The sequence below is a fragment of the Siccirubricoccus phaeus genome, assembly GCF_008360935.1.
Lineage (GTDB): Bacteria > Pseudomonadota > Alphaproteobacteria > Acetobacterales > Acetobacteraceae > Siccirubricoccus > Siccirubricoccus phaeus.
On the sequence record NZ_SRXO01000026.1, the window covers coordinates 57,233 to 77,456 of the forward strand.

19 protein-coding genes are annotated in these 20,224 nt (G+C 72.2%); 5 read left to right on the top strand and 14 right to left on the bottom strand.

Annotation, left to right across the window (positions count from 1 at the left end; genetic code table 11):
* Window positions 1–3: 3 nt before the first annotated feature.
* On the top strand, window positions 4–1,650 hold the full coding sequence (locus tag E5N76_RS25510; RefSeq protein ID WP_187830399.1) for a Na+/H+ antiporter: 1,647 nt from the start codon (window positions 4–6) through the stop codon (window positions 1,648–1,650).
* 196 nt (window positions 1,651–1,846) lie between these two features.
* On the opposite strand, the gene mscL is transcribed toward E5N76_RS25510, so the two are convergent.
* Window positions 1,847–2,305 carry a large conductance mechanosensitive channel protein MscL gene (gene mscL, locus E5N76_RS25515; protein WP_149540493.1) on the bottom strand — a complete coding sequence of 153 codons (459 nt, stop codon included), beginning with the start codon at window positions 2,303–2,305 and terminating at the stop codon, window positions 1,847–1,849.
* Window positions 2,306–2,406: 101 nt separating this feature from the next.
* Between mscL and E5N76_RS25520 the strand changes: the two genes are divergently transcribed.
* On the top strand, window positions 2,407–2,811 hold the full coding sequence (locus tag E5N76_RS25520; protein ID WP_149540495.1) for a VOC family protein: 405 nt from the start codon (window positions 2,407–2,409) through the stop codon (window positions 2,809–2,811).
* A gap of 93 nt (window positions 2,812–2,904) precedes the next feature.
* Window positions 2,905–3,612, top strand: coding sequence for a peptidoglycan-binding domain-containing protein (locus tag E5N76_RS29860; RefSeq protein WP_207792111.1), 708 nt, complete (start codon window positions 2,905–2,907; stop codon window positions 3,610–3,612).
* Between the two features lie 434 nt (window positions 3,613–4,046).
* On the opposite strand, the gene E5N76_RS25530 is transcribed toward E5N76_RS29860, so the two are convergent.
* The 7 genes from E5N76_RS25530 to E5N76_RS25560 form a co-directional block, all read right to left on the bottom strand.
* Entirely contained in the window at window positions 4,047–5,351 is a 1,305-nt protein-coding gene (locus E5N76_RS25530) for a TRAP transporter large permease (protein WP_149540497.1), read from the bottom strand.
* A 3-nt stretch (window positions 5,352–5,354) separates the two neighbouring features.
* Window positions 5,355–5,888 (bottom strand): TRAP transporter small permease, encoded by a 534-nt coding sequence (locus tag E5N76_RS25535; RefSeq protein WP_187830400.1) that lies wholly within the window; start codon window positions 5,886–5,888, stop codon window positions 5,355–5,357.
* Window position 5,889: 1 nt separating this feature from the next.
* A complete protein-coding gene (locus E5N76_RS25540; RefSeq protein ID WP_149540501.1) occupies window positions 5,890–6,861 on the bottom strand; it encodes a TRAP transporter substrate-binding protein in 972 nt (323 codons plus the stop codon).
* A gap of 192 nt (window positions 6,862–7,053) precedes the next feature.
* Window positions 7,054–8,046: a TRAP transporter substrate-binding protein gene (locus E5N76_RS25545; RefSeq protein ID WP_149540503.1), complete on the bottom strand. Its 993-nt coding sequence runs from the start codon at window positions 8,044–8,046 to the stop codon at window positions 7,054–7,056.
* Between the two features lie 130 nt (window positions 8,047–8,176).
* Window positions 8,177–10,549: a PAS domain S-box protein gene (locus E5N76_RS25550; protein WP_149540505.1), complete on the bottom strand. Its 2,373-nt coding sequence runs from the start codon at window positions 10,547–10,549 to the stop codon at window positions 8,177–8,179.
* A gap of 294 nt (window positions 10,550–10,843) precedes the next feature.
* Window positions 10,844–11,737 (bottom strand): TRAP transporter substrate-binding protein, encoded by an 894-nt coding sequence (locus E5N76_RS25555; RefSeq protein WP_235907884.1) that lies wholly within the window; start codon window positions 11,735–11,737, stop codon window positions 10,844–10,846.
* Window positions 11,738–12,051: 314 nt separating this feature from the next.
* The gene (locus E5N76_RS25560; RefSeq protein WP_149540507.1) at window positions 12,052–12,489 is read right to left on the bottom strand and encodes a CBS domain-containing protein; all 438 of its coding nucleotides are present in this window, start codon (window positions 12,487–12,489) and stop codon (window positions 12,052–12,054) included.
* Between the two features lie 244 nt (window positions 12,490–12,733).
* On the opposite strand from E5N76_RS25560, the gene E5N76_RS25565 reads away from it, so the two are divergent.
* Both E5N76_RS25565 and E5N76_RS25570 read left to right on the top strand, forming a co-directional pair.
* The gene (locus E5N76_RS25565) at window positions 12,734–12,967 is read left to right on the top strand and encodes a hypothetical protein (protein WP_149540509.1); all 234 of its coding nucleotides are present in this window, start codon (window positions 12,734–12,736) and stop codon (window positions 12,965–12,967) included.
* 91 nt (window positions 12,968–13,058) lie between these two features.
* The gene (locus E5N76_RS25570) at window positions 13,059–15,098 is read left to right on the top strand and encodes a DUF4139 domain-containing protein (protein WP_149540511.1); all 2,040 of its coding nucleotides are present in this window, start codon (window positions 13,059–13,061) and stop codon (window positions 15,096–15,098) included.
* A gap of 76 nt (window positions 15,099–15,174) precedes the next feature.
* Here the strand turns inward: E5N76_RS25570 and E5N76_RS25575 are convergent, their stop codons facing one another.
* The 6 genes from E5N76_RS25575 to E5N76_RS25600 form a co-directional block, all read right to left on the bottom strand.
* Complete coding sequence (locus E5N76_RS25575) at window positions 15,175–16,161, bottom strand: D-2-hydroxyacid dehydrogenase (RefSeq protein ID WP_149540513.1); 987 nt, start codon at window positions 16,159–16,161, stop codon at window positions 15,175–15,177.
* Window positions 16,162–16,317: 156 nt separating this feature from the next.
* Window positions 16,318–17,103, bottom strand: a complete 786-nt coding sequence (locus E5N76_RS25580; protein WP_149540515.1) for a class II aldolase/adducin family protein — start codon at window positions 17,101–17,103, stop codon at window positions 16,318–16,320.
* Window positions 17,104–17,132: 29 nt separating this feature from the next.
* On the bottom strand, window positions 17,133–17,378 hold the full coding sequence (locus E5N76_RS25585) for a hypothetical protein (protein WP_149540517.1): 246 nt from the start codon (window positions 17,376–17,378) through the stop codon (window positions 17,133–17,135).
* Between the two features lie 150 nt (window positions 17,379–17,528).
* A complete protein-coding gene (locus E5N76_RS25590) occupies window positions 17,529–17,798 on the bottom strand; it encodes a hypothetical protein (protein WP_149540519.1) in 270 nt (89 codons plus the stop codon).
* Window positions 17,799–17,874: 76 nt separating this feature from the next.
* Window positions 17,875–19,323: a sensor histidine kinase gene (locus tag E5N76_RS25595; protein ID WP_235907885.1), complete on the bottom strand. Its 1,449-nt coding sequence runs from the start codon at window positions 19,321–19,323 to the stop codon at window positions 17,875–17,877.
* A 175-nt stretch (window positions 19,324–19,498) separates the two neighbouring features.
* On the bottom strand, window positions 19,499–20,179 hold the full coding sequence (locus E5N76_RS25600) for a winged helix-turn-helix domain-containing protein (RefSeq protein WP_149540521.1): 681 nt from the start codon (window positions 20,177–20,179) through the stop codon (window positions 19,499–19,501).
* Window positions 20,180–20,224: the final 45 nt, after the last annotated feature.

The window sequence follows — 20,224 nt, forward strand, 5'->3', positions numbered from 1 at the left end:
TGCATGGCCCTCGCCGAACTCCTCCTCGCCCTGACCGCCGCCTGCATCGGCTTCGCCCTGCTGGCGCGGTACCTGAAGCTGCCCTACGCCGTCATCCTGGTGCTGGGGGGCATGCTGCTGGCCCTGCTGCCCGGCCTGCCGATGGTGCCGCTGGACCCGGAATTCGCTCTGGCCTTCTTCCTGCCGCCGCTGCTGCAGGGCAGCGCCTTTCGCACGGATTGGCGGGCCTTCCGCAGCTATCTGCGGCCGATTCTGCTGCTGGCGGTGGGGGCGGTGGCGTTCACCGCCTTCTGCATCGCCCTGGTCGCCCGGCTGCTGCTGCCGGAACTGCCCTGGAGTGCGGCCATCGCCCTCGGCGCCATCGTCGCCCCGCCGGATGCGGTGGCGGCCGCCGCGGTGCTGCAGAGGCTCCGCCTGCCCCGCAAGATCGTCACCGTGCTGGAAGGCGAGAGCCTGATCAACGACGCCTCCGCCCTCGTGCTCTACAGGCTGGCGGTGGCCGCGGCGATGAGCGGCGCCAATGTCACGCCAAGCACGGGCATCCTGATCTTCCTCGGCCTCGGCCTCGGCGGCATCGTCATCGGCTGGCTGGTGGCGCAGGCCACCATCGCCCTGCTGCGCCGGCTGGGCGACCCGATGCTGGAGACCGCGACCACCTTCCTCGCCGCCTATGCCGCCTACCTCGCGGCGGAGGCGGCGCATGTCTCCGGCGTGATGGCGGTGGTGACGGCCGGCATGGTGTTCGGTCGGGTGCAGCACACGCTGTTCAGCTCGCAATCCCGCATTGCCGCCAAGGCGATCTGGGACTTCGTCGAATTCCTGCTCAACAGCCTGGTCTTCGTGCTGATCGGGCTGCAGCTCAACCAGGTGCTGGGCCGCATCGCGGACATCGGCACCGGGCAGCTCGCCTCGCTGGCTCTCATCCTCTCGGCGACGCTCATCCTCTCCCGCTTCCTCTGGGTCTATCCCGCCACCTGGCTGCCGCGGCTGGTGTGGGGGGCGCGGCGGCATGACCCGCTGCCGAGCGGACGCTATACCGCGATCGTCGCCTGGGCCGGCATGCGGGGCGTGGTGAGCCTGGCCGCCGCCCTGGCCCTGCCGGAGGAATTCCCCGAACGCGACCTCATCGTCTTTCTCGCCTTCTGCGCCATCCTGGCGACGCTGGTGGTGCAGGGCACCACGCTGGAATGGGTGATCAAGACGCTCCGCGTCGAAGTGCCGGCGCATCCCGGCGGCATCGACCCGGAGGAGGCGGAGGCACGGCGCATCATCGCCGCCGCGGCGCTGGCGGAGGTGGAGAGCCGGCTGGACGACCCGCTGGAAGGTGCCATCGCCGCCGACCTGATCCATGAATTCCGCGACCGCGCCGGGCACCAGGAACGCATCGCCACCAACCATGCCGCGGCGGCGGCGGAACGCGCGGCGCGGCGGCGGATCCGGCTGGCGGCGCTGGAGACCTCCCGCCGCATCCTCCTCGCCCACCATGCGGAAGGGCTGCTGACCCAGGAGGGTGTGGCGCATATCGAGCAGGAGCTGGATCTGGAGGAGCTGCGCATCCGCCAGGTGCTGGGCGATGAGCGGACCGAGGCGGAGAAGGCCAGGGCGCTGCGGATGCGCCGGCCGGTGCTGGCGCTGGCCGGCCATGCCTGACCTGGCGCAGGGCGCCGTCGGGCGCCCCGCCAGGTTCAACCGTCGGATCGCAAACTCGGACCGGGGTCCGGTCCCCGGCGGGGTCCAGGGGCAGAGCCCCTGGCGGGGTGCAGGGGGAGGAGCCCCTGCCGGGCCGGCATGCCGTCAACGGAACAGCCCGCACCCGCCATGCCGGGCGATCCGCCCGTCGCTCGCGTCACTTCGGCGCGCGCTGCGCCTTCAGCTCGTCGCGGATTTCGGCCAGCAGCTTCTCGGTCGGCGTCTCCGCCGGCGGCGGGGCCTTGCCCAGCTCGTTCAGCCGCAGGGTGGAGAGCGCCTTCACCACCCAGAAGATGGCGAAGGAGACGATCAGGAATTTGATGATGGTGTTGATGAAGCTGCCGATGGCGATCACCGCCGCCCCGCCCTGCCGCGTCGCGGCCAGGGAGGGCTGCCGCTCCCCGCTCAGCACCAGGAAGATGTTGGAGAAATCCACGCCGCCGATGGCCAGGCCGATGATGGGGTTGATGATGTCCTCGACGAAGGAGGTGACGATGGTGGTGAAGGCGGCGCCGACCACGATGCCGACCGCGAGGTCCACCACCGAGCCGCGCATGATGAAGGCCTTGAACTCGCGCAGCCAGGCGGGTTCGCGGAACGGAATGGGTGATTGCATGGGCAGGCGCCTCCAGCCGGGGAGACGAGCCTAGACCAGGGCGGTTCCGCGCCGCCACCGCACGGCCTTGCGAGCGCCGCCGCAGCCGGGGAAGCTGCGTCATGCCGCCCCCGGAATTCACCCAGCAGATCACCTTCCTCTACGCCGCGGACCCCGCTGCTTGCCGCCGTTTCTATGCGGAGGTGCTGCGCCTGCCGCTGGTGCAGGACCAGGGGGATGTCGCGATCTTCGCGGTGGCCGGGCGGCGCGGCTTCCTCGGCATCTGCCCGGCGCGCGGGGCGCGGGAGGTGACCGACCCGCGCCGCGAGGGCGGGGCGCTGCTGACGCTGGTGAGCGAGGCGGTGGAGGAATGGCACGCCTGGTTGCTGGCGCAGGGGGTGCGGCCGGAAGCCCCGCCGAGCCGCAGCCCGCACGGCATCACCCATTTCTTCTTCCGCGATCCGGCCGGTTACCTGCTGGAAATTCAGCGTTTCGACCGCCCGGACTGGCCGGCGCCCATGGCCTGAGGCCCGGCCCGCCGCAACCAGACCGGCCCACGGACGTTCCGGAGGCCGTGGGACGGGCGCGACGCCCGACCGGCAGCAATGGAGGCCAGGACGATGAGCTGGAAATTGGTCGGTGCGGCGACTCTTGCCCTCGCGCTCGGCGCCTGCGGCAGCAACAGCGAGGACCGGACCACGGGCGGCGCGGCGGCGGGCGCCGCGACCGGGGCGGGCATCGGCGCCTTTGGCGGGCCGGTAGGCGCGCTGGCCGGGGCGGCCATCGGCGGCGGCGCCGGCGCCATCACCGGCGCGGCGACCTCGCCGCGCGACGTCAACCTCGGCACCCCGCCCTGGAGCAACCCGGAAACCCGGGTGCCGGGCGTGCAGGAAGGCTCCTCCGGCCGCCATCGCGGCGGCTCGGCCAGCGGCACGGTCCGGCAGGCGCAGGAGGCGCTGAACAGCCGCGGCTTCAATGCCGGCACGGCCGATGGCGTCTGGGGGCCAAGGACCCAGGAGGCGCTCACCGCCTTCCAGCAGGCCAACAACCTGGAGGCCACGGGCCGGCTGAACGCGCCGACCCGCCAGGCGCTCAACATCGGCGGCGGCGGCGAGGGCCGGACCGCGGCGCGCGCCGAGCGCGACCGTGCCTATATGGGCGGCGGCATGGCTGCGCCGGCCGAGACCGGCAGCCCGGCGGCGCCGGCGCCCGCCACCGGCGGCAGCCCGGCCCCGAGTTACAACCCGGGTCAGAGCCCGACCACGCCGACCCCCGGGACTGGCGGCACCGTGGCGCCCGGCAGCAGCACGCCCTCCGCGCCGCGCTAGTGTCCTGCCCGCGAAGTTCGCTGGATTTCCAGCGAACGCAGCGGACAAGCAGGCCACTGGAAACAAGAGCTAGTGGCCCGAGAACGAAGTCCGCAGGATTGCGGAATCGGGACACTAGAGCATTTTTCAAGCCGGGCGGAATCGCCGGCGGACTCGGAAAATGCGATCAAACAAAGGGCTGGAGCGGGTTCGCCGAGCACAGGCGAGGTGAATCCGCTCTGGAATGGGATCGGCGGGTGAGCTTCGCCCACCCGTTCGCTCCGGCTCATTGTCGGGTCGCGTGATTCACGGTTTCAGTCGATTCGACCTTACCCGATCACGCTCCAGCCGGGCTGCGGGAAGTGCCGCAGGGGCTTCCCCCGTCGGAACAGGCGCCGCCTGTGCCCTCAGCAGATCCGGGGCTCCCATGGAGGCGCGCAGCGCTCCATGGGGAACTATCGTGAGAGCAGCCAGTCCGGCAAGCCGGTGACGAGGGTAACGGGGAACAGGGTGCAGAGCACCACCGTCAGCACCAGCATCAGGAAGAAGGGCAGGCTGGCCATCGCCACCTCGGTCTGCTCCTTCCCCGTCATGGTCTGCATGACGAAGAGGTTGAAGCCGACCGGCGGCGTGATTTCCGCAATCTCCACCAGCAGCACGATGAAGATGCCGAACCACACCAGGTCGAACCCCGCATGCTGCACCAGCGGGATGACGATGGAGGTGGTGAGCACGATCATCGAGACGCCGTCGAGCGCCGTCCCCAGCAGCACATAGACCACGGTGAGGATGGCGATCAGTCCATAGGGGCCGAGGTTCAGCGAGGCCGCGCCCTGGGCCAGCGCCGCCGGGATGCCGGTCAGCGCCATCGCCTTGGTGAGGAAGGCGGCGCCGGCGAGGATGAACATGATCATGCAGGAAAGCCGGGTGGCGCCGCGCAGGCTGTCGAGGAAGCTCTGCCAGGTCAGCACCCCCGTCACCGCGGCGAGGATCAGGCTGCCGAGCACGCCGAAGGCCGCCGCCTCCGTCGCCGTCGCCCAGCCGACGAACATGGAGCCGATGGTGGCGATGATGAGCAGGGCGCAGGGGATGAGCTGGGCGCTGGCCCGCATCTTCTCCCCGAAGGAGAGGCGCGGCTCCGGCGGCGGCTGCTTGTCCGGGTTCAGCTTCGCCCAGATCGCGATGTAGGCGCTGAACAGCAGCATCACCAGCAGCCCGGGCAGGCAGCCGGCGATGAAGACGCGGATGATCGAAACCTCCGCCGCCACCGCATAGACCACCATGATGATGGAGGGCGGGATGAGGATGCCGAGGGTGCCGGAGGTGGCGAGCGAGCCGATCGCCACGCTCTCGCTGTAGCCGCGCTTCTTCAGCTCCGGCAGCGCGATCTTCGAGACCGTGGCGCAGGTCGCCGCGGAGGAGCCAGAGACGCTGCCGAAGATGCCGCAGGCGAGGATGTTCACATGGAGCAAGCCCCCCGGGATGCGCCGCACCCAGGGGGAGAGGCCGTTGAACAGCTCCTCCGAGAGCTTGGTGCGGAACAGGATCTCGCCCATCCAGACGAACATCGGCAGGGCGGCCAGTGTCCAGGACCCGGTGCTCTCCCAGAAGGCGGAGGCGAGGAAGAGGCCAGGCGAGGGATGCACGAAGGTCATCGCCACATAGCCGACGGCCGCCAGCGACATGGAGATCCAGAGCCCGGCGCCGAGCAGCAGGCAGAGCAGCACGAGCAGCAGCAGAGCGAAGGTCAGCAGATCCACCGTTCAGACCTCCGCCGAGAAATCGCCGGCGGCGGCGCGTTCCTCCGCCGCCACCACATAGCCGGGCTTCTGCCCGCGCAGCACCGTCACCAGCTCGTCCAGCACCGCGATGAGGAGCAGGGCGGAGCCGGCGGGCATGGCGATCTTCGGGATCCAGAGGGGGATGGGCACGGTGCCCTGCGCCACCTCCTCGATCTCATAGCTGAACATCATGTCCTGGAAGACCCAGCGGGTGATGTAGGCCAGCAGCGCCGCGGCCAGCAGCAGCACCCCGGCTTCCGCCCAGCGCCGCGGTCCCGGGCCCAGCTTTTCCAGCAGCATGCCGACGCGGATCAGCTCGCCCCGCTTGAAGGTGGCGGCCAGCGCGAAGAAGGTGGTGCTGACGCAGAGATAGGCGCTGATGTCGTCGGCGGCAGGGAATTGCATCTGCATCTCCCGCAGCACCACCTGCGCCATCATCACCAGGAAGATCGCCAGCAGGGAGAGCGCCGCGAGCCCCGCGCCTGCGGCGTAGAGCGCATCCAGCAGCCGCCGCATCTCAGCCGGCCTTGTAGGCGTCGAGCGCCTTCCGGCCATCCTCGCCGGCACGGCCCACCCATTCCTCGGCGATGGTGTTGCCGACTGTGGCGAGCCCAGCCAGCAATTCAGGCGTCGGCGTCGCGATGGTCATGCCGCGGCTGCCGAGCATGGCCTGCAGCTCGGTCGCCGCCTCGTCGGACATCTGCCAGCCGCGCAGCTCCGCCTTCGCCGCGGCGGCGCGGATCGCCTGCTGCTGCGCCGCCGGCAGGGCTTCCAGCGTGCGGCGCTGCATGAAGATGGTGTTCATCGTGCGGGTGAAGCCGATGGGGGTGAAGATCTTGCAGTAATCCCAGGCCTGGCTGTCCACGCCGGTCTGCGCGCTGGTGACCATCACATTCACCACGCCGGTGGCGAAGGCCTGCGGAATCTCCGCCGACTGCACCAGGGTGGGAGAGGCGCCGACCAGCGTCGCGAAGCGGTTGGTCATGACGTTGAAGGTGCGCATGCGGGTGCCGCGCAGGGTTTCCAGGCTCGGCACCGGCGCGTTGGTGTAGAGGCCGGAGGGCGGCCAGGGCACCTCGTACAGCACCGTCAGCCCCTGGCGGGCGAAGCGTGCCTCCACATAGGGCTTGGCCAGGGCGCGCAGCTTCCGCGCCATCGCCGTGGAGGTGACGAGCTGCGGGATGCTGTCGATCTCGAAGAAGGGATCCTCATTGCCATAGGCGCTGATCAGGATCTCGCCGAGCTGCACCTGGCCGGTCTGCACCCCACGCTTGATCTGCGGCAGCGGCAGCAGGGAGCCGTTGGTGTGCATCTGCGTCTGGATGCCGGTGATCTGCGCCACCTCCTCCAGGAACATCTTCAGGTTGCGGGTGTGGTAATTGCCGTCCGGATAGGCGCAGGCCGCCTGCCAGCGCACCTGCGCGACGGCGGGAGCAATGCTGGCGCAGGCAGCGCCGGCCGCAAGCAGGCCGCGGCGGGTGAGGATCATGCAGGAAGCCCCCCTGGTCTTTCTCCGTCGCCCGGACATTGCGCCGCCGCTTCCAGGCGGCGCAAGGGGGGCGGGGCCGTCACACGGGGCCGGCAGCCACGCCCTGCCCGCGCGGCGGGCAAAGCCTGCCGCTTTGCCGGTCAGGGCCTCATCGCCGCAGCGCGCATGCCGCGGCGGCGGGTCCCCGCAGGCTCAGCGCGCCTTCAGCGCATCCACCAGCTTGCGGCCATCCTCGCCGGCGCGCTGGACCCATTCCTCCACCATGATGGCGCTGATCTGCTGCAGCCCGGCCATGACATCGGGCGGCAGGGTGCCCATGGTCAGGCCCTTCTCGGCCAGGCGGTGCTCCGTGCTGGTCTGCGCTTCCCGCGCGTAGCCCCAGCCGCGATCCTCGGCCTTCCTCGCCGCCGCCAGCAGCGCCGCCTTGTCCGCCGGGGCCAGCCCGTCCAGCGCGCGGCGGGAGATGAGGACGGCGTTCTTGGTCATGGAGAAGGTCGCGGGCGTGAAGACCTTCGCATAGTCCCAGGCGCTGGTGTCCACGCCGGTCTGCGCGCTGGTGACCATGGCGGTGGCGATGCCGGTGGCGAAGGCCTGGGCGAGTTCCGCCTGCTGCACCAGCACCGGGCTGGCCTGGATCAGCGCGGCGAAGCGGTTGGTCATCGGGCTGAAGGTGCGGAAGCGGCTGCCCTTGAAGACATCCAGGCTGGTGATCGGCACCTGGGTGTAGAAGCCCGCCGCCGGCCAGGCGACGCTGTAGAGCAGCGAGACGCCCTGGCGGGCGAAGCGTGCCTCGATGAAGGGCCGCTGCAATTCCAGCAGCCGGCGGGCGCCGTCGAAATCCGGCACCAGGAAGGGCACCGCATCGGCGTCGAAGAACGGGTCCTCGTTGGAATAGGCGGTCAGCAGGATCTCGCCGAGCTGCACCTGGCCGGTCTGCACGCCACGCTTGATCTGCGGCATGGGCAGCAGCGCGGCGTTGCTGTGCACCGTGATGCTGAGCCGGCCGCCGGTCGCCTGCTCCACCTCGCCGACGAATTCGCGGATGTTGCGGGTATGGAAATTGCCGTCCGGATAGGCGGTGGCCATCTGCCACCTGACCTGGGCGTGGGCGCCGGGGCCGGCCAGCAGGGCGGGTGCCGCCAGGCCGGGCGCGAGCAGGGCGGTGCGGCGGGTCAGCAGGAACATGCGGGGAAACTCCGGGGACATCGTTATGGGCTGGGAGCGAAGGGCAAACGCCGTGCCGCGGTGGGGCTTCGCCCTCTGCCTCCGGCGAGGGGCGAAGCCTTCCCGGACCCCGTCCTAAGGCCGGCCGGCCTCATTCCAGCGCGTCCAGCTCGCCCGGCTCCTCCGCCCGCCCGGCGCCGAAGGGGATCTCCAGCTCGCAGACCAGGCCGGAAGGGGCCCAATCCAACCGCACCTCGCCGCCAAGCTGGCCGCGCACCACCCTCTCCAGCACGCGGGAGCCGAAGCCGCGCTGGCGCGGCGGCCCGGCCAGCGGCGGCCCGCCGCTTTCCGCCCAGCGCAGGTGCAGCCGCCCGGCTGTCCCGCCCTCCGCCTGCCAGGTCACCGCCACCCGGCCAGCCGGCACCGAAAGCGCGCCATGCTTCACCGCATTCGTCGCCAGCTCATGGATTACCATGGCCAGGGGCTGGGCCTTGCCGGGGGGCAGCACCAGGGCCGGGCCCTCCAGATCGGCACGCTGGCCGGCCAGGAAGGGCGCCAGCTCGCCGCGCAGCATGGCGCGCAGCGACGCACCGTTCCACCGCTTCTCCGCCAGCAGGGTCTGGGCCCGGGCCAGGGCGGCGACGCGGCCTTCCACCGCCCGGGCGAAGGCCGGCACGTCCCGCGCCCGGGTCAGCCGCAGCATGGTCTGCACCACGGCCAGCGCATTCTTGGCGCGGTGGTCCACCTCCCGCGCCAGCAGCCGCTGCCGCTCCGCCGCCGCCCGCCGCTCCGTCACATCCTGGCCGATCTTGAGGAAGCCGCGCACGCTGCCATCGGCGCCGCGCAGCGCCGCGGTCGAGCCCTCGATGAAGACCAGCGAACCGTCCCGGCGCTGGTGCCAGCGGATATCCGGCGCCACCCCCTCCCGCCGCGCCGTCTCCAGCTCGCGCGCCGGCACGCCTTCCGCCTGATCCTCCGGGGTGAAGGTCAGGGCGATGTGCCGGCCGATCGCTTCCGCCGCCTCCCAGCCGAAGATCCGCGCCGCGCCGCCGAACCAGGTATCGATCCTGCCCTCGGCATCGGCGGTGAAAATGGCGTAGTCGCGCGCATTCTCCACCACCAGCCGCAGCCTCTCCTCCCGCTCCCGCAGCGCCGCCTCGGCCTGCATGCGGTCATGGACGTCCACGGAAGCGCCGTACCAGGCGAGGATCTCGCCGCTGCGCGGGTCGCGCTGCGGCTCCGCCCGGGCCAGAAACCAGCGGTAGCGGCCGTCGCGGCCGCGGATGCGGTGCTCGGACAGGAAGGTGGTCCCGTGCCGCCGCGCCGCTTCGAACAATTCCAAGGTGCATGCCGCATCCTCGGGGTGCAGGAAGCGGGCGATCGCCTCCGGCAGCGTCGAGGCGACGGCCTCGGACCCCGTGTAGTCGAACCAGTGCTGGTTGACGAAGGTGCCGTTCCCCGCCGCATCGGTGATCCAGACCATCTGCGGCACGGCATCGGCCATTGCCCGGAAGCGCGCCTCGCTGGCGCGCAGCGCCGCCTCCGCCCGGGCCCGTTCCAGCGCCGCCCAGCTCCGCTCCGCCGTCGCCTGGGCCAGCCGGATCTCGGCCGGGGTCCAGCGCCGCGGCCGCGGCTCCTGCAGGCTCAGCACGGCGCGGAGGCGGCCGGCCCGGACCAGCGGCACCGCGACCATCGCCCGGCAGCCGAGGCCGGCCCAGGCCGGCTCCGCCCCCGCGGTGCGCGGGTCCGCCAGGCAATCCACCACGGCGAGGCTGCGGCCGGCGCGCAATTCCGCGACGGCGGCAGGGCCGAACCCGGCCAGGCGCCTTGCCTCTCCCACCTGGCCGGGCCCGCCCGCCGCGCGCCATTCCGCGGCGATGGCGAGCAATTCCCCGGCCGTATCCACCTCGCCATAGCAGGCGCGCGCGGTGGCGAGCTGGCGGCCCAGCAGTTCCACCGCCCGCCGGCCCAGCGCCTCCGGCTCCGTCGCCTCCCACAGGGCGGCTTCCAGCTTCAGCAGGAAGGCCTGGTTGCGCTCCGCCTGCACCTTGCCGGTGGTCTCGATGACCGTATCGAGGATGCCGGCCACCCGGCCCGCGCCATCCCGGATCGGGCTGTAGCAGAAGGTGAAGAAGGCCTGCTCGGGGTAGCCGCTGCGCTCGATGGTGAGGGGGAAATCCTCGATGAAGGTGGCTTCCCCCGCCATCGCCCGGGCGGCGATCGGGCCGATCGAGGCCCAGGCTTCCTGCCACACCTCGTTGAAGGGCCGGCCCAGCGCTTCCGGCTTGGCGCCGAGGATGGGGCGGAAGGCATCATTGTACAGGGTGACGAGATGCGGCCCCCAGATGATGCAGGCGGGGAAGCCGGAGCCGAGCATCATGCTGACCGCGACCCGCAGCGCCTGAGGCCATTCCTCTGGCGGGCCGAGCGGCGTTACCGCCCAGTCATGCCGGCGCATCGCCTCCCCCATCCGGCCGCCGCCGGTCAGGAAATCCGCCGCGCGGAAGGGCTCAGCCGGCGGCATGGCGCCGTACCGCTGCGGGCGCCGGCCGGCAGGCGGCGCGGCCGCCTGCAGGATGGGAGCCGGAGGGCCAGGTGGGGCGAGGCTTCATGCCAGGGAAACGACCGGGGATGTGGAGTTTTCAGGGGCGGTTCCGGGCAATTTCGCGTGCGCGGAACGGCCCAGTGGCAGGCCCGCCCGGCGCCCTGCCGTGACGGCGGGGCGTGCGGGCGGGCGATCAGCCGGCGCGATAGGCTGCCACCAACTTTCGCCCGTCCTCGCCGGCCCGGGCGATCCACTCCTCGGTCATCACCTTGCTCACCTCGGCCAGGCCGGCGAGCAGCGCCGGCTCGGCTGTTCGATCCGCATGCCGCGCTCGGCGAGCTTCGCCTCGGTGGCGCCGGTCGCGGCCTCGGCCAGGCGGTAGCCGCGTGCCTCGGCCCGGGCGGCGGCCTCCCGCACCGCCTGCCGGTCGGCCTCGGGCAGCGCCTCCAGCGCCCGTCGCTGCACGAAGATGGCGGTCTTGGTCATGGAGAAGCCGACCGGGGTGAAGATCCGGGCATAGTCCCAGGCGGAGGTATCGACCCCGCCGGCGGCGGAGGTGACCATGGTGTTCACCACCCCCGTGGCGAAGGCCTGCGCCACTTCCGCGAGCTGCACCAGGGTAGGTACGGCGCCGACGAGTTGGGCGAAGCGCTGCGTCATGGTGTTGAAGGTGCGCATCTTCATGCCGCGAAACGCCTCCACCGAGGCGAGCGGCGCATTGGTATAGAAGCCGGCCGGCGGCCAGGGCACGCAGAACAGCACCTCCAGCCCCTGGCGGGCGAAGCGGGCCTGCACATAGGGGTTGGCCAGGCGGTGCAGCTTCCGCGCCTCGGCGAAGCCGGTGACGAGCTGCGGCACCGCATCCACGTCGAAGAACGGGTCCTCATTGGCATAGGCGGAGAGCAGGATCTCGCCGAGCTGCACCTGGCCCTGCTGCACCCCGCGCTTGATCTGCGGCATGGGCAGCAGGCTGCCATTGATATGCGCCTGCACCTGCAGGCGGCCGGCGGTGGCCTGCTGCACCTCCTCGAGGAATTCACGGATGTTGCGGGTGTGGTAGCTGCCCTCGGCATAGGGGGTGGCCATCTGCCAGCGGGCCTGGGCGCGGGCGGCGCCGGGCAGCAGGGCGGCGGCGAGCAGCGGCAGATGGCGGCGGCCGGGACGCATGGCGGTCCTCCCCTCGTTTCGGCGGGAGCATGCCGTTTCCCGGCCGTTGCGGGCAAGGGCGGGGGGCGCTGCCCTGCACCCCGCCGGGAGACGGACCACCCCCCCGGCCCCGGTGAGAGTTTTGCGTCGCGGGTTCGGTCGTAGTGCGCCAGGTCCAGCGCATTGCCGAAGGTGCATGGGGCAGCACCACGGCGATCTGCTCTACAATCCATAAGCTAGGGCGGTTTCGCGCTGACCGGACCCGGCGGGCGCGATCCGGCCCTGAACATGAAACTCGGCGCCAGCCTGTCCCGGCCTGGCCGAACGGCTCCCGTTCAGCCGGCCGAGACGACGTAATCCTTCAGCGCCTCCGCCTCCTGCTCCGCCGCCTCGATCCGCGCCTTCACCAGGTCGCCGATCGAGACCAGGCCGTGCAGCGCGCCGGCCCCGTCCAGCACCGGCAGATGGCGGACGCGGCGCTGCGTCATCAGCGCCAGCGCCTCCGTCACCAGCGTTTCCCGCCGCACCGTCACCAGCTCCCGCGTCATGAACTGGGAGGCAGGCAGGCCGGTGGTGCCGGGGCCGTGCCCGGCCATGCCGCGGACGATGTCCCGCTCGCTGATGATGCCACGCAGCCGGCCCGCGGCATCCCGCACCAGCGCGGCGCCGATCCGATGGGTGGTGAGGGTGCGGGCGACGTCGAGGATGCTGTCCTCCGGCCGCACGGTGATGACCGTGTCGCCTTTCACCTTCAGAATGGATCCGATGACCATGCCCGTCCTCCTCCGGGGGCCGGTGGAGTCGCTGGCGTCGCGGCCAGCATGGACCGGCCTCGTGGCAGGCTGCGCCCGTGGCGCCAGCCAAGGCAAGGGAAACCGCACCGCTCCCGCGCCGTCGCGACGCGTGCTCCATCACGACGCATACACTCCCGCAATCGTGACCAGAGCCTGCGCCGCACCGCCTCACCTCCGCCGCGCTTCCATGCCCCTATGTCGCGTACCCAGAGAATGTTCTGGAATGACGATCAATCTCCGCGTTTCGGCGGATGGGCAGAGTTGTCTGGTTTCCGGCCTTGGGCTCCGGGCGGCCTTTCGCCTGGACGGCTTGCCGGCGGATTGGCAGGAGAGGGCGATGCGGCCGGCGGCGCAGGCGGCGCTGGGGCAATGGCTGGCGGCGCATGGCGTGCGGGGGAAGCCGGTGCCGCGCCCGGCCGAGGAGCTGCGGCAATTGCTGGATGAAGCCGGGGGCTGAGCATCTCGCTTTCTCTCACGGGCCGGGGTCGGCGCCGCCTTGCCGCCGCATTTGCCGCTACCCTGCGCCCCTCCCCTTTCCCGAGGCTCCGATGCGCCCTGCCCTGCTGCTTGCCTGGCTTGCCATCCCCTTGGCCATCCCCTTGGCCACGCCCCTTGCCCCGGCGGCGCGGGCGGAGGAGTTGCCGGTGCGTGCCGTCACCCTCTCCAATGCCGGGCTGATCCAGATCGAGCGTGCCGGCACCCTGGCGCCGGCTGCCAGCATCACCTTCCGCGCCCCGGTCGAGGATGTGGACGACATCCTGAAATCCCTGGTGCTGCGCGATCCCGGCGGCGCCGTCGAAGCCCTCCGCCTGCCGGCCCAGGATCTGGAGGCGGAGGCCTTCCGCGGCCTGCCGCTCCGCCCCGGCGATTTCGAGAACCGTGCGGCGGTGCTGCGGGCGCTGCGCGGCCAGGCGGTGGAGGCCGGCGGCACCACCGGCCGCATCGCCGATGCGGAGGAGGCGGAGGGCGGGCTGCGCCTCTCCCTCCTCACCCCGCAGGGGCTGCGGCTGCTGCTGCTGCGGGAGGGGGAGGAGGTAAGGCTGACCGATGCCGCCCTCGCTGCCCGCATCGCCCGGGCGGCGGAGGCGATGGCCGCCAGCCGCAGCGCGGATGAGCGGCAGGTGGAGATCCGCCTGCGCGGCGCCGGGGCGGCGCGGGAGGTGGGCTTCGCCTATGTCGCCGCCGCGCCGCTGTGGAAGCCGAGCTGGCGGCTGCTGGTGCCGGCGGGCGGCGGGGAAGCCCGGCTGCAGGGCTGGGCGGTGGTGGAGAACCGCTCCGGCGCGGATTGGGACGGGGTGCGGCTGGCCCTCGTCTCCGGCAATCCGGCGGCCTATCGCCAGGCGCTCTATGCCCCCATCCGGGTGGCGCGGCCGGAGCTGCCGGTGCGGGCGGCGGAGCAGGTGGTGGTTGCCGCCGATACCGGCGCGCGGCCGGTGCCGGAGGCCCAGGCGGAACGGCCGGCCCGGGCCATGCGGGCCGCGCCGCCGGCCGCGGCTGCCGCGGCCCCCCCGCCGCCGGCGGCGCCGGGCTTCGCGGAGGATGTGGCGGCGCTGCCGGCGGCGAGCGCCAGCGCCTCGGCCGGGCGGGTGGCCTTCACCCTGCCGGCGCCGGTGGCGCTGCGGGCGGGTGAGACGGCGAACCTGCCTTTCCTCGACGCCACCCTGCCGGCCGAGCGGCTGTGGTGGGTGCAGGATGTGCATGCCCGCAACCCGCTGAACGCGGTCCGGCTGCGCAACACCGGCAGCAGCGTGCTGCCGGATGGGCTGGCCGCCGTGTACGGCGCGGATGGGGCGGAGTCCGGCGCCTATCTGGGCGATGCCGAGATCCGCGCGGTGGCGCCGGGCGAGACGCGGCTGCTGGCCTTCGCCCGCGACCGCGACGTGCTGCTGAACAGCGCGACGGCGAGCGGCGAGCGGCCGGCGAAGGTCGAGTTCCGCCGCGGCGTCGTCGTCATCGGTACGCAGCGGCGGGAGGAGGTGGCGCTGGCCATCGACCCGCGCGGAGCGCGCGGCCGGCTGGTGGTGGACCTGCCCCGCCGGCCGGGCGCGACGCCGCGCTTCCCGGTGGCGGCGGAGGGGGATTTCGGCCTGCGGCATGAGGCGGTGCTGGAGGGCACGCCGACCACGCTGCGCTTCGTCTTCGAGCGGGAGGGGCGGCAGGAGGTGCCGCTATGGGATGCCGGGTTGGGCGACCCGATCCTGCTGCGCTGGCGGGAGGTGGATGTGGAGCGCGAGCAGCGCCGCCTGCCGGGCGGGCCCGGCACGCTGGAGGCGCTGCGGGCGGTACTGGAAAGGCTGCCGGCCGATGCGCCCGGCCGCGACGGGCTGCAGGGGGTGACGGAGGGCCTGGCCGAGGCGCGCCGGCTGCTGGAGGCGGCGCGCGGCGCCATCCGGCAATACGTGGCGGCGGAAGCGGTGCTGAGCCGCGCCCGCGCGGCGGTGGAGGACCGCACCGGCGCGGAGCGGGAGGAGGCCCGGCGGCGGCTGAACCAGGCGAGCCTGGCGGCGGAGCGTGCCGGCGGCGCGGCCGATGCGGCCTGGGAGGCGTGGCAGCGGGCGGTGCAGGCCGTGGTGGCGCGGACGGGGTGAGCGCGCTCCGCGCGCCTCCGGCGCGACGTCGAGCGCGCATGGGCGCGCCCGGACGCGACTGCGTCCTTCGGCGCAGCTACCGCGCGAGGTTGCGGAGCGTCTCGCCGCGCGCCCAGCGCGCCAGGTTGTCGGCGAAGATTGCCGCCACGCGCTCCGGCAGCCCGTCGCTGGCCGCGGCGCTGTGCGGGGAGACGATGACGTTCGGCAAATCCCAGAAGGGACTCTCCGCCGGCAGCGGCTCCATGGCGAAGACGTCGAGGAAGGCGCCGGCGAGATGGAAGCTGGTCAGCGCCGCCAGCAGCGCCGCCTCATCCACCACCCCGCCGCGCGCGACATTCACCAGATGCCGCCCGGGCGGCAGCAGCGCCAGGGCGCGCGCATCGATGACGTTGCGCGTCGCCTCGGTCAGCGGGCAGGCGAGGATCAGCCAATCCGTCCGCGGCAGCAGCGAGGGCAGATCGGCGAAGCCCGCCGCCGCGTCGAAGCCCGGCGGCGCGCCCGCGGCGGCATCGCGCCGCATCCCGGTGGTGCGCAGGCCGAAGGCGCGGCAGAGCCGGCCGATCTCCTGCCCGATCGGGCCGGTGCCGAGGATGAGGGCGTGCTGCCCCTCCACATCGCGCGGCTCCGGGTCGCTGTAGAGCGGTTCCCAGGCGTGCCGGCGCTGCGCCGCGGCGGCGCGGGGAAAGCCGCGGGCCAGCGCCATCAGCCCGGTGACGGCGGTCTGCGCCACCGCGGGCGCGCTGGCGCCGGCGGCGTTGGTGAGCAGCAGGCCGCGCGCCAGCATCTCCTGGTACACGGCCATGTCCGTACCGGCGGAGAAGGTCTGTACCCAGCGCAGGCTGGGCGTCGCCTTCAGCAATTCGACGAATCGGAGGAAGCGCGGCGTGAGGCGGTACCGCGTACCGCCGCGGAACAGATCCCGCGTGATGAACGCCACCTCGACGCCGGCGGTCTCCGGCAGCGCGCCCTCCGGTGCCACCGGCACCAATTCGGCGCCCGGGACCGCGGCCAGGATACGCGCCGCATGCCTCACCGCCGCGACATCCGAAAGAAGCACCCGCATCCGCCGTCCTAACCCCACTCCACCGGGCCATCCGCTCGTGATGTCGAGCGGACCGCCCGTTGTCCTTCCGCGGCTTCGCCGCGGAAGGCTGTGCGAGTCATCCGCCGCTGGGCGACCACGGGGCCCCCGCGGAGCCGCGCAGCGGCTGCGGGGGGATCAATCCCGGTAGCTCGGGTCGATCCTGTCCAGCTTGCGCAGCAGCGCCGGCCAGTCGAGCAGGCCGAAGGGCCGGCGGGTCTGCGGCTGGTAGTTCATGTAGGTCTTCTCGACCACATCCTGCGGCACCTTGATCATCGGGCTGTTGCAGGACATCGCCGCGATCTGCGTCTTGCAGGACAGCTCCAGCCGGTGCAGCGCGTTGAAGCACTCCGGGATGGTCTTGCCCACCGTCAGCAGCCCGTGGTTGCGCAGGATCATGGCGTTGTTGTCGCCCAGGTCGCGCACCAGCCGCTCCTGCTCGGAAAGGTCGAGCACGACGCCGCTGAAGTCGTGATAGCTGATATGGGCGAAGCGCATGCTGGTCTGGGTATTCGGGATCAGCCCGCATTCCAGCGTCGAGACGGCCATGCCCGCCCAGGTGTGGGTATGCGCGACGCAGGCGATGTCGTGCTTCGCCTTGTGGATCGCCGAATGGATGACGAAGCCGGCGCGGTTCACCCCATATTTCTCGCCGGGGAATTCCGGCGCCAGCAGGATGTTGCCGTCATAGTCGATCTTCATCAGGGAGGAGGCGGTGATCTCCTCATACAGCAGGCCGTAGGCGTTGATGAGGAAGGCATCCTCGCCCGGCACGCGGACGGAGACATGGTTCGCGATCAGGTCGCTCATATGGTACAGATCGACCAGCCGGTAGCAGGCGGCGAGATCGACGCGCGCCTGCCACTCCTCCGGGCTCACCTTATGGCGCATGGAGGGGATGCGGTATTCGGTGCTGTCGAGCATGGACGGTCTCCTCTGCTGTGGCGGTTGGCTCAGCTTTCCGTGCGCACGGGCCTGCCCTTTGCCGCGAAGGCAGTGGGCGCCTTGCGGTGATGCTTGACGGCGGCGCAGCTCATCGCGCCGGTGCCAGGCTGGCCCGGCACCGGCGGCATATGGCGGATATGGTCCATGCGGTAGCGGGAGCGCTGCGAGGGCCTCCGCCGGCCGGCGATGTCCCGCGCCATGCGCCGCACGCCGTCGCCGATGCCGCCAGGCAGCGCGCCTTGCCGGGCACCCACCCCGGCGGCAAAGGCGTGACGGCTCCGCGGGCGGCCCCGTATGATGGCGGGGAACCCGCCCCCGGTCGCGACAAGCACCTCGCCCACGGCCCGTTCCTCGATGACCCAGGGAGCTTAGGCCGCTCCGCCGCCCCCCTCAACCCGGACCGGTCAGGGCGTGGCGGGCGCGGCCTGCGCCGCCCGCATCGCCCGGCGCAGCTTGGCGATGCCCGTCCGCACATGCCCGGTATCGCACAGCCGCTTGCCCTCGGCGCCCAGGCTCCGGCTCGGCTCGCGCTCCGCCGCCGGCAGGCTGGCCAGCCGCGCCGCCAGGCTGCCGCAATATTCCACGGTATCGGTGGTGACGCGCGGCCCCGGCTCCGCCGCCACCGGCAGCGCCAGGAGGTGGGTGAGCAGAAGGGCGGCCAAAGGCTGTCGCATTTCTGCCGAATATGAGCCGGGCAGCCTCTTCCGCCGATGGGCCGCGGGTGACGATTGGGTCATGATTTGCCCATCATCAGGGCGCCGGCAGCCGCACCACCACCCTGAGGCCGGGCGGGGTCTGGCCCGGCATCGCATCTTCCAGCCGCACCTCCCCCGCATGCAGATGCGCCACCGCCTGCACCAGGGAGAGGCCGAGGCCGGAACCGGGCGTCGCCCGCGCCTTGTCGGCGCGGAAGAAGCGTTCGCCCGCATGGCTGCGGTCCTCGGGCGCGATGCCCGGGCCGTTATCCGCCACCGCCACCTCCACCGCCAGCCCCAGCCGCCGCGCGCTCAGCGCGATGGCGCCATCGGGCGGGGTGAATTTGATGGCGTTGTCCAGCAGATTCGCCACCGCCTGCAGCAGCAGATCGCGGTCGCCCATGATCTCGAGGCTCGACGGCAATTCGGTGGTCAGGCGCTGGCCGCGCGCCTCCGCCATCGCCTCGTAGATCTCCGCCGCATCGGCCAGCACCGCCGCCAGGTCGAAGGGGGCGAAGGCGGCGCGGCGGGCGCCGGCCTCGGCCTCCGCGATGCGCAGCAGGGCCTGGAAGATGCGGCTGATATTGTCGAGATCGGCGATGCCCTGCTCCACCGCCGCCTTCAGCGCCTCCTCATCGGGCGCGGTCGCCAGCGCATCCTCCAGCTTGGCGCGGGCGCGGGCGATGGGCGTCCGCAGATCATGCGCGATGGCGTCGGAAACGCCGCGCACGCCTTCCATCAGCGTGCCGATGCGGTCCAGCATCATGTTCAGCGTTTGCGCCAGGCGGTCGAATTCATCGCCGCGGCCGGACAGCGCGACGCGGGAGGAAAGATCGCCGCCGGCGATGGCCGCGGTGGTGAGGAAGGTGGGGCGCATCCGCGCCTGCAGCGCGGCGCGGATCAGCCAGGCGCCGACCATGGCGAAGATGGCGACGGCGGAGGAGGCCCAGACCACGCCCTCTGTCAGCAGGCGGCGGAGCTGGCTGCGCTCCGTCTCGTCCCGCCCGACCAGCAGGCGCAGCCCGGGCAGATCCACCCGGTGCAGCCTGGCTTCTGCTGCCAGCCCGTCATGCAGCACGCGGGTGCGGAACCACACCTCCTCCGGCGCCATATTGGGCGGCCAGCGGTCGAGATTGCCGGCGAGGCGGCGATTTCCTTCCGCGTCCATCAGCAGGTAGATGGACTCGCTCTCGACATCGACGGCGAGGCGCTCCTCGATCGCCTCGGCCAGGCCGGTGACGCCGGCTTCCCGCCAGCGTTCGGCGAGCGCCACGGCATCGGCGCGGACGGCGGCATCGGTCTGGCGGTCCAGCGCGCCGGCGGTGGCCCACCACAGCACGGCGACCAGCGCCACGGCGGCGCAGGCGAACATGGCGGCGAAGAGCACGGCGAAGCGGAAGCCGGCGGATTTGAGCAGCCGCGGCGGGCCAAGCGGCGCGCCGGGCAGCGGCGCCTGCTCCGCCCCGCGCCGCGGCATGGCGCTGCGCGGCCGCTGCACGTTCATATGTTCGGCCGCCCGACACGCGCTGTCGGCCGCCCGGCACGCAGCCGCCACACCAACCCTGTGTGCCGCGCGGCATGGACGTCCGGCCGCCGCCATGCCATCCCCGCGCGCCGGGCGGAGGAGGCTGCTCCGGTCCGCCGCGCCAGGCCTTGCAGCCGGGCGGCGCCCGGCTGGGTCACGGCTCCGCCCGGATCATGTAGCCGGCGTTGCGCACCGTATGGATCAGCGGCTTGTCGAAGCCCTTGTCCAGCTTCTGCCGCAGCCGGCTGACATGCACGTCGATGACGTTGGTCTGCGGATCGAAATGGTAGTCCCACACCTTCTCCAGCAGCATGGTGCGCGTCACCACCTGGCCGGCATGGCGCATCAGATGCTCCAGCAGCCGGAATTCCCGCGGCTGCACATCGATGCGCTTGCCGGCGCGCGTCACCGTGCGGGAGAGTAGGTCGAGCTCCAGATCCGCCACCCGCAGCCGCGTCGCCGGCGCGTCCACGGAGGGGCGGCGGGCCAGCGCCTCCACCCGCGCCAGCAGCTCGGCGAAGGCGAAGGGTTTCGTGAGATAGTCGTCGCCGCCGGCCTTCAGCCCCTTCACCCGCTCATCCACCGCGGAAAGCGCCGAGAGGAACAGCACGGGGGTGCGGTTGCCCTGGCTGCGCAGGGTCTCCACCAGCCGCACGCCATCGACGCCGCCAGGCAGCATGCGGTCCAGCACCAGCATGTCGAATTGCTCGGAGGCGGCGAGGAAGAGGCCGTCCCGGCCGTTCGGCGCGTGTTCCACGGTATGCCCGGCTTCCTGCAGGCCCTTCCGCACGAAGCGGGCGACCTCGGCATCGTCCTCGACCAACAGAATGCGCATCTTCCTTCTCCGCGCCGGTGGCTGTTTTTGCCGCGCCGGCGACAA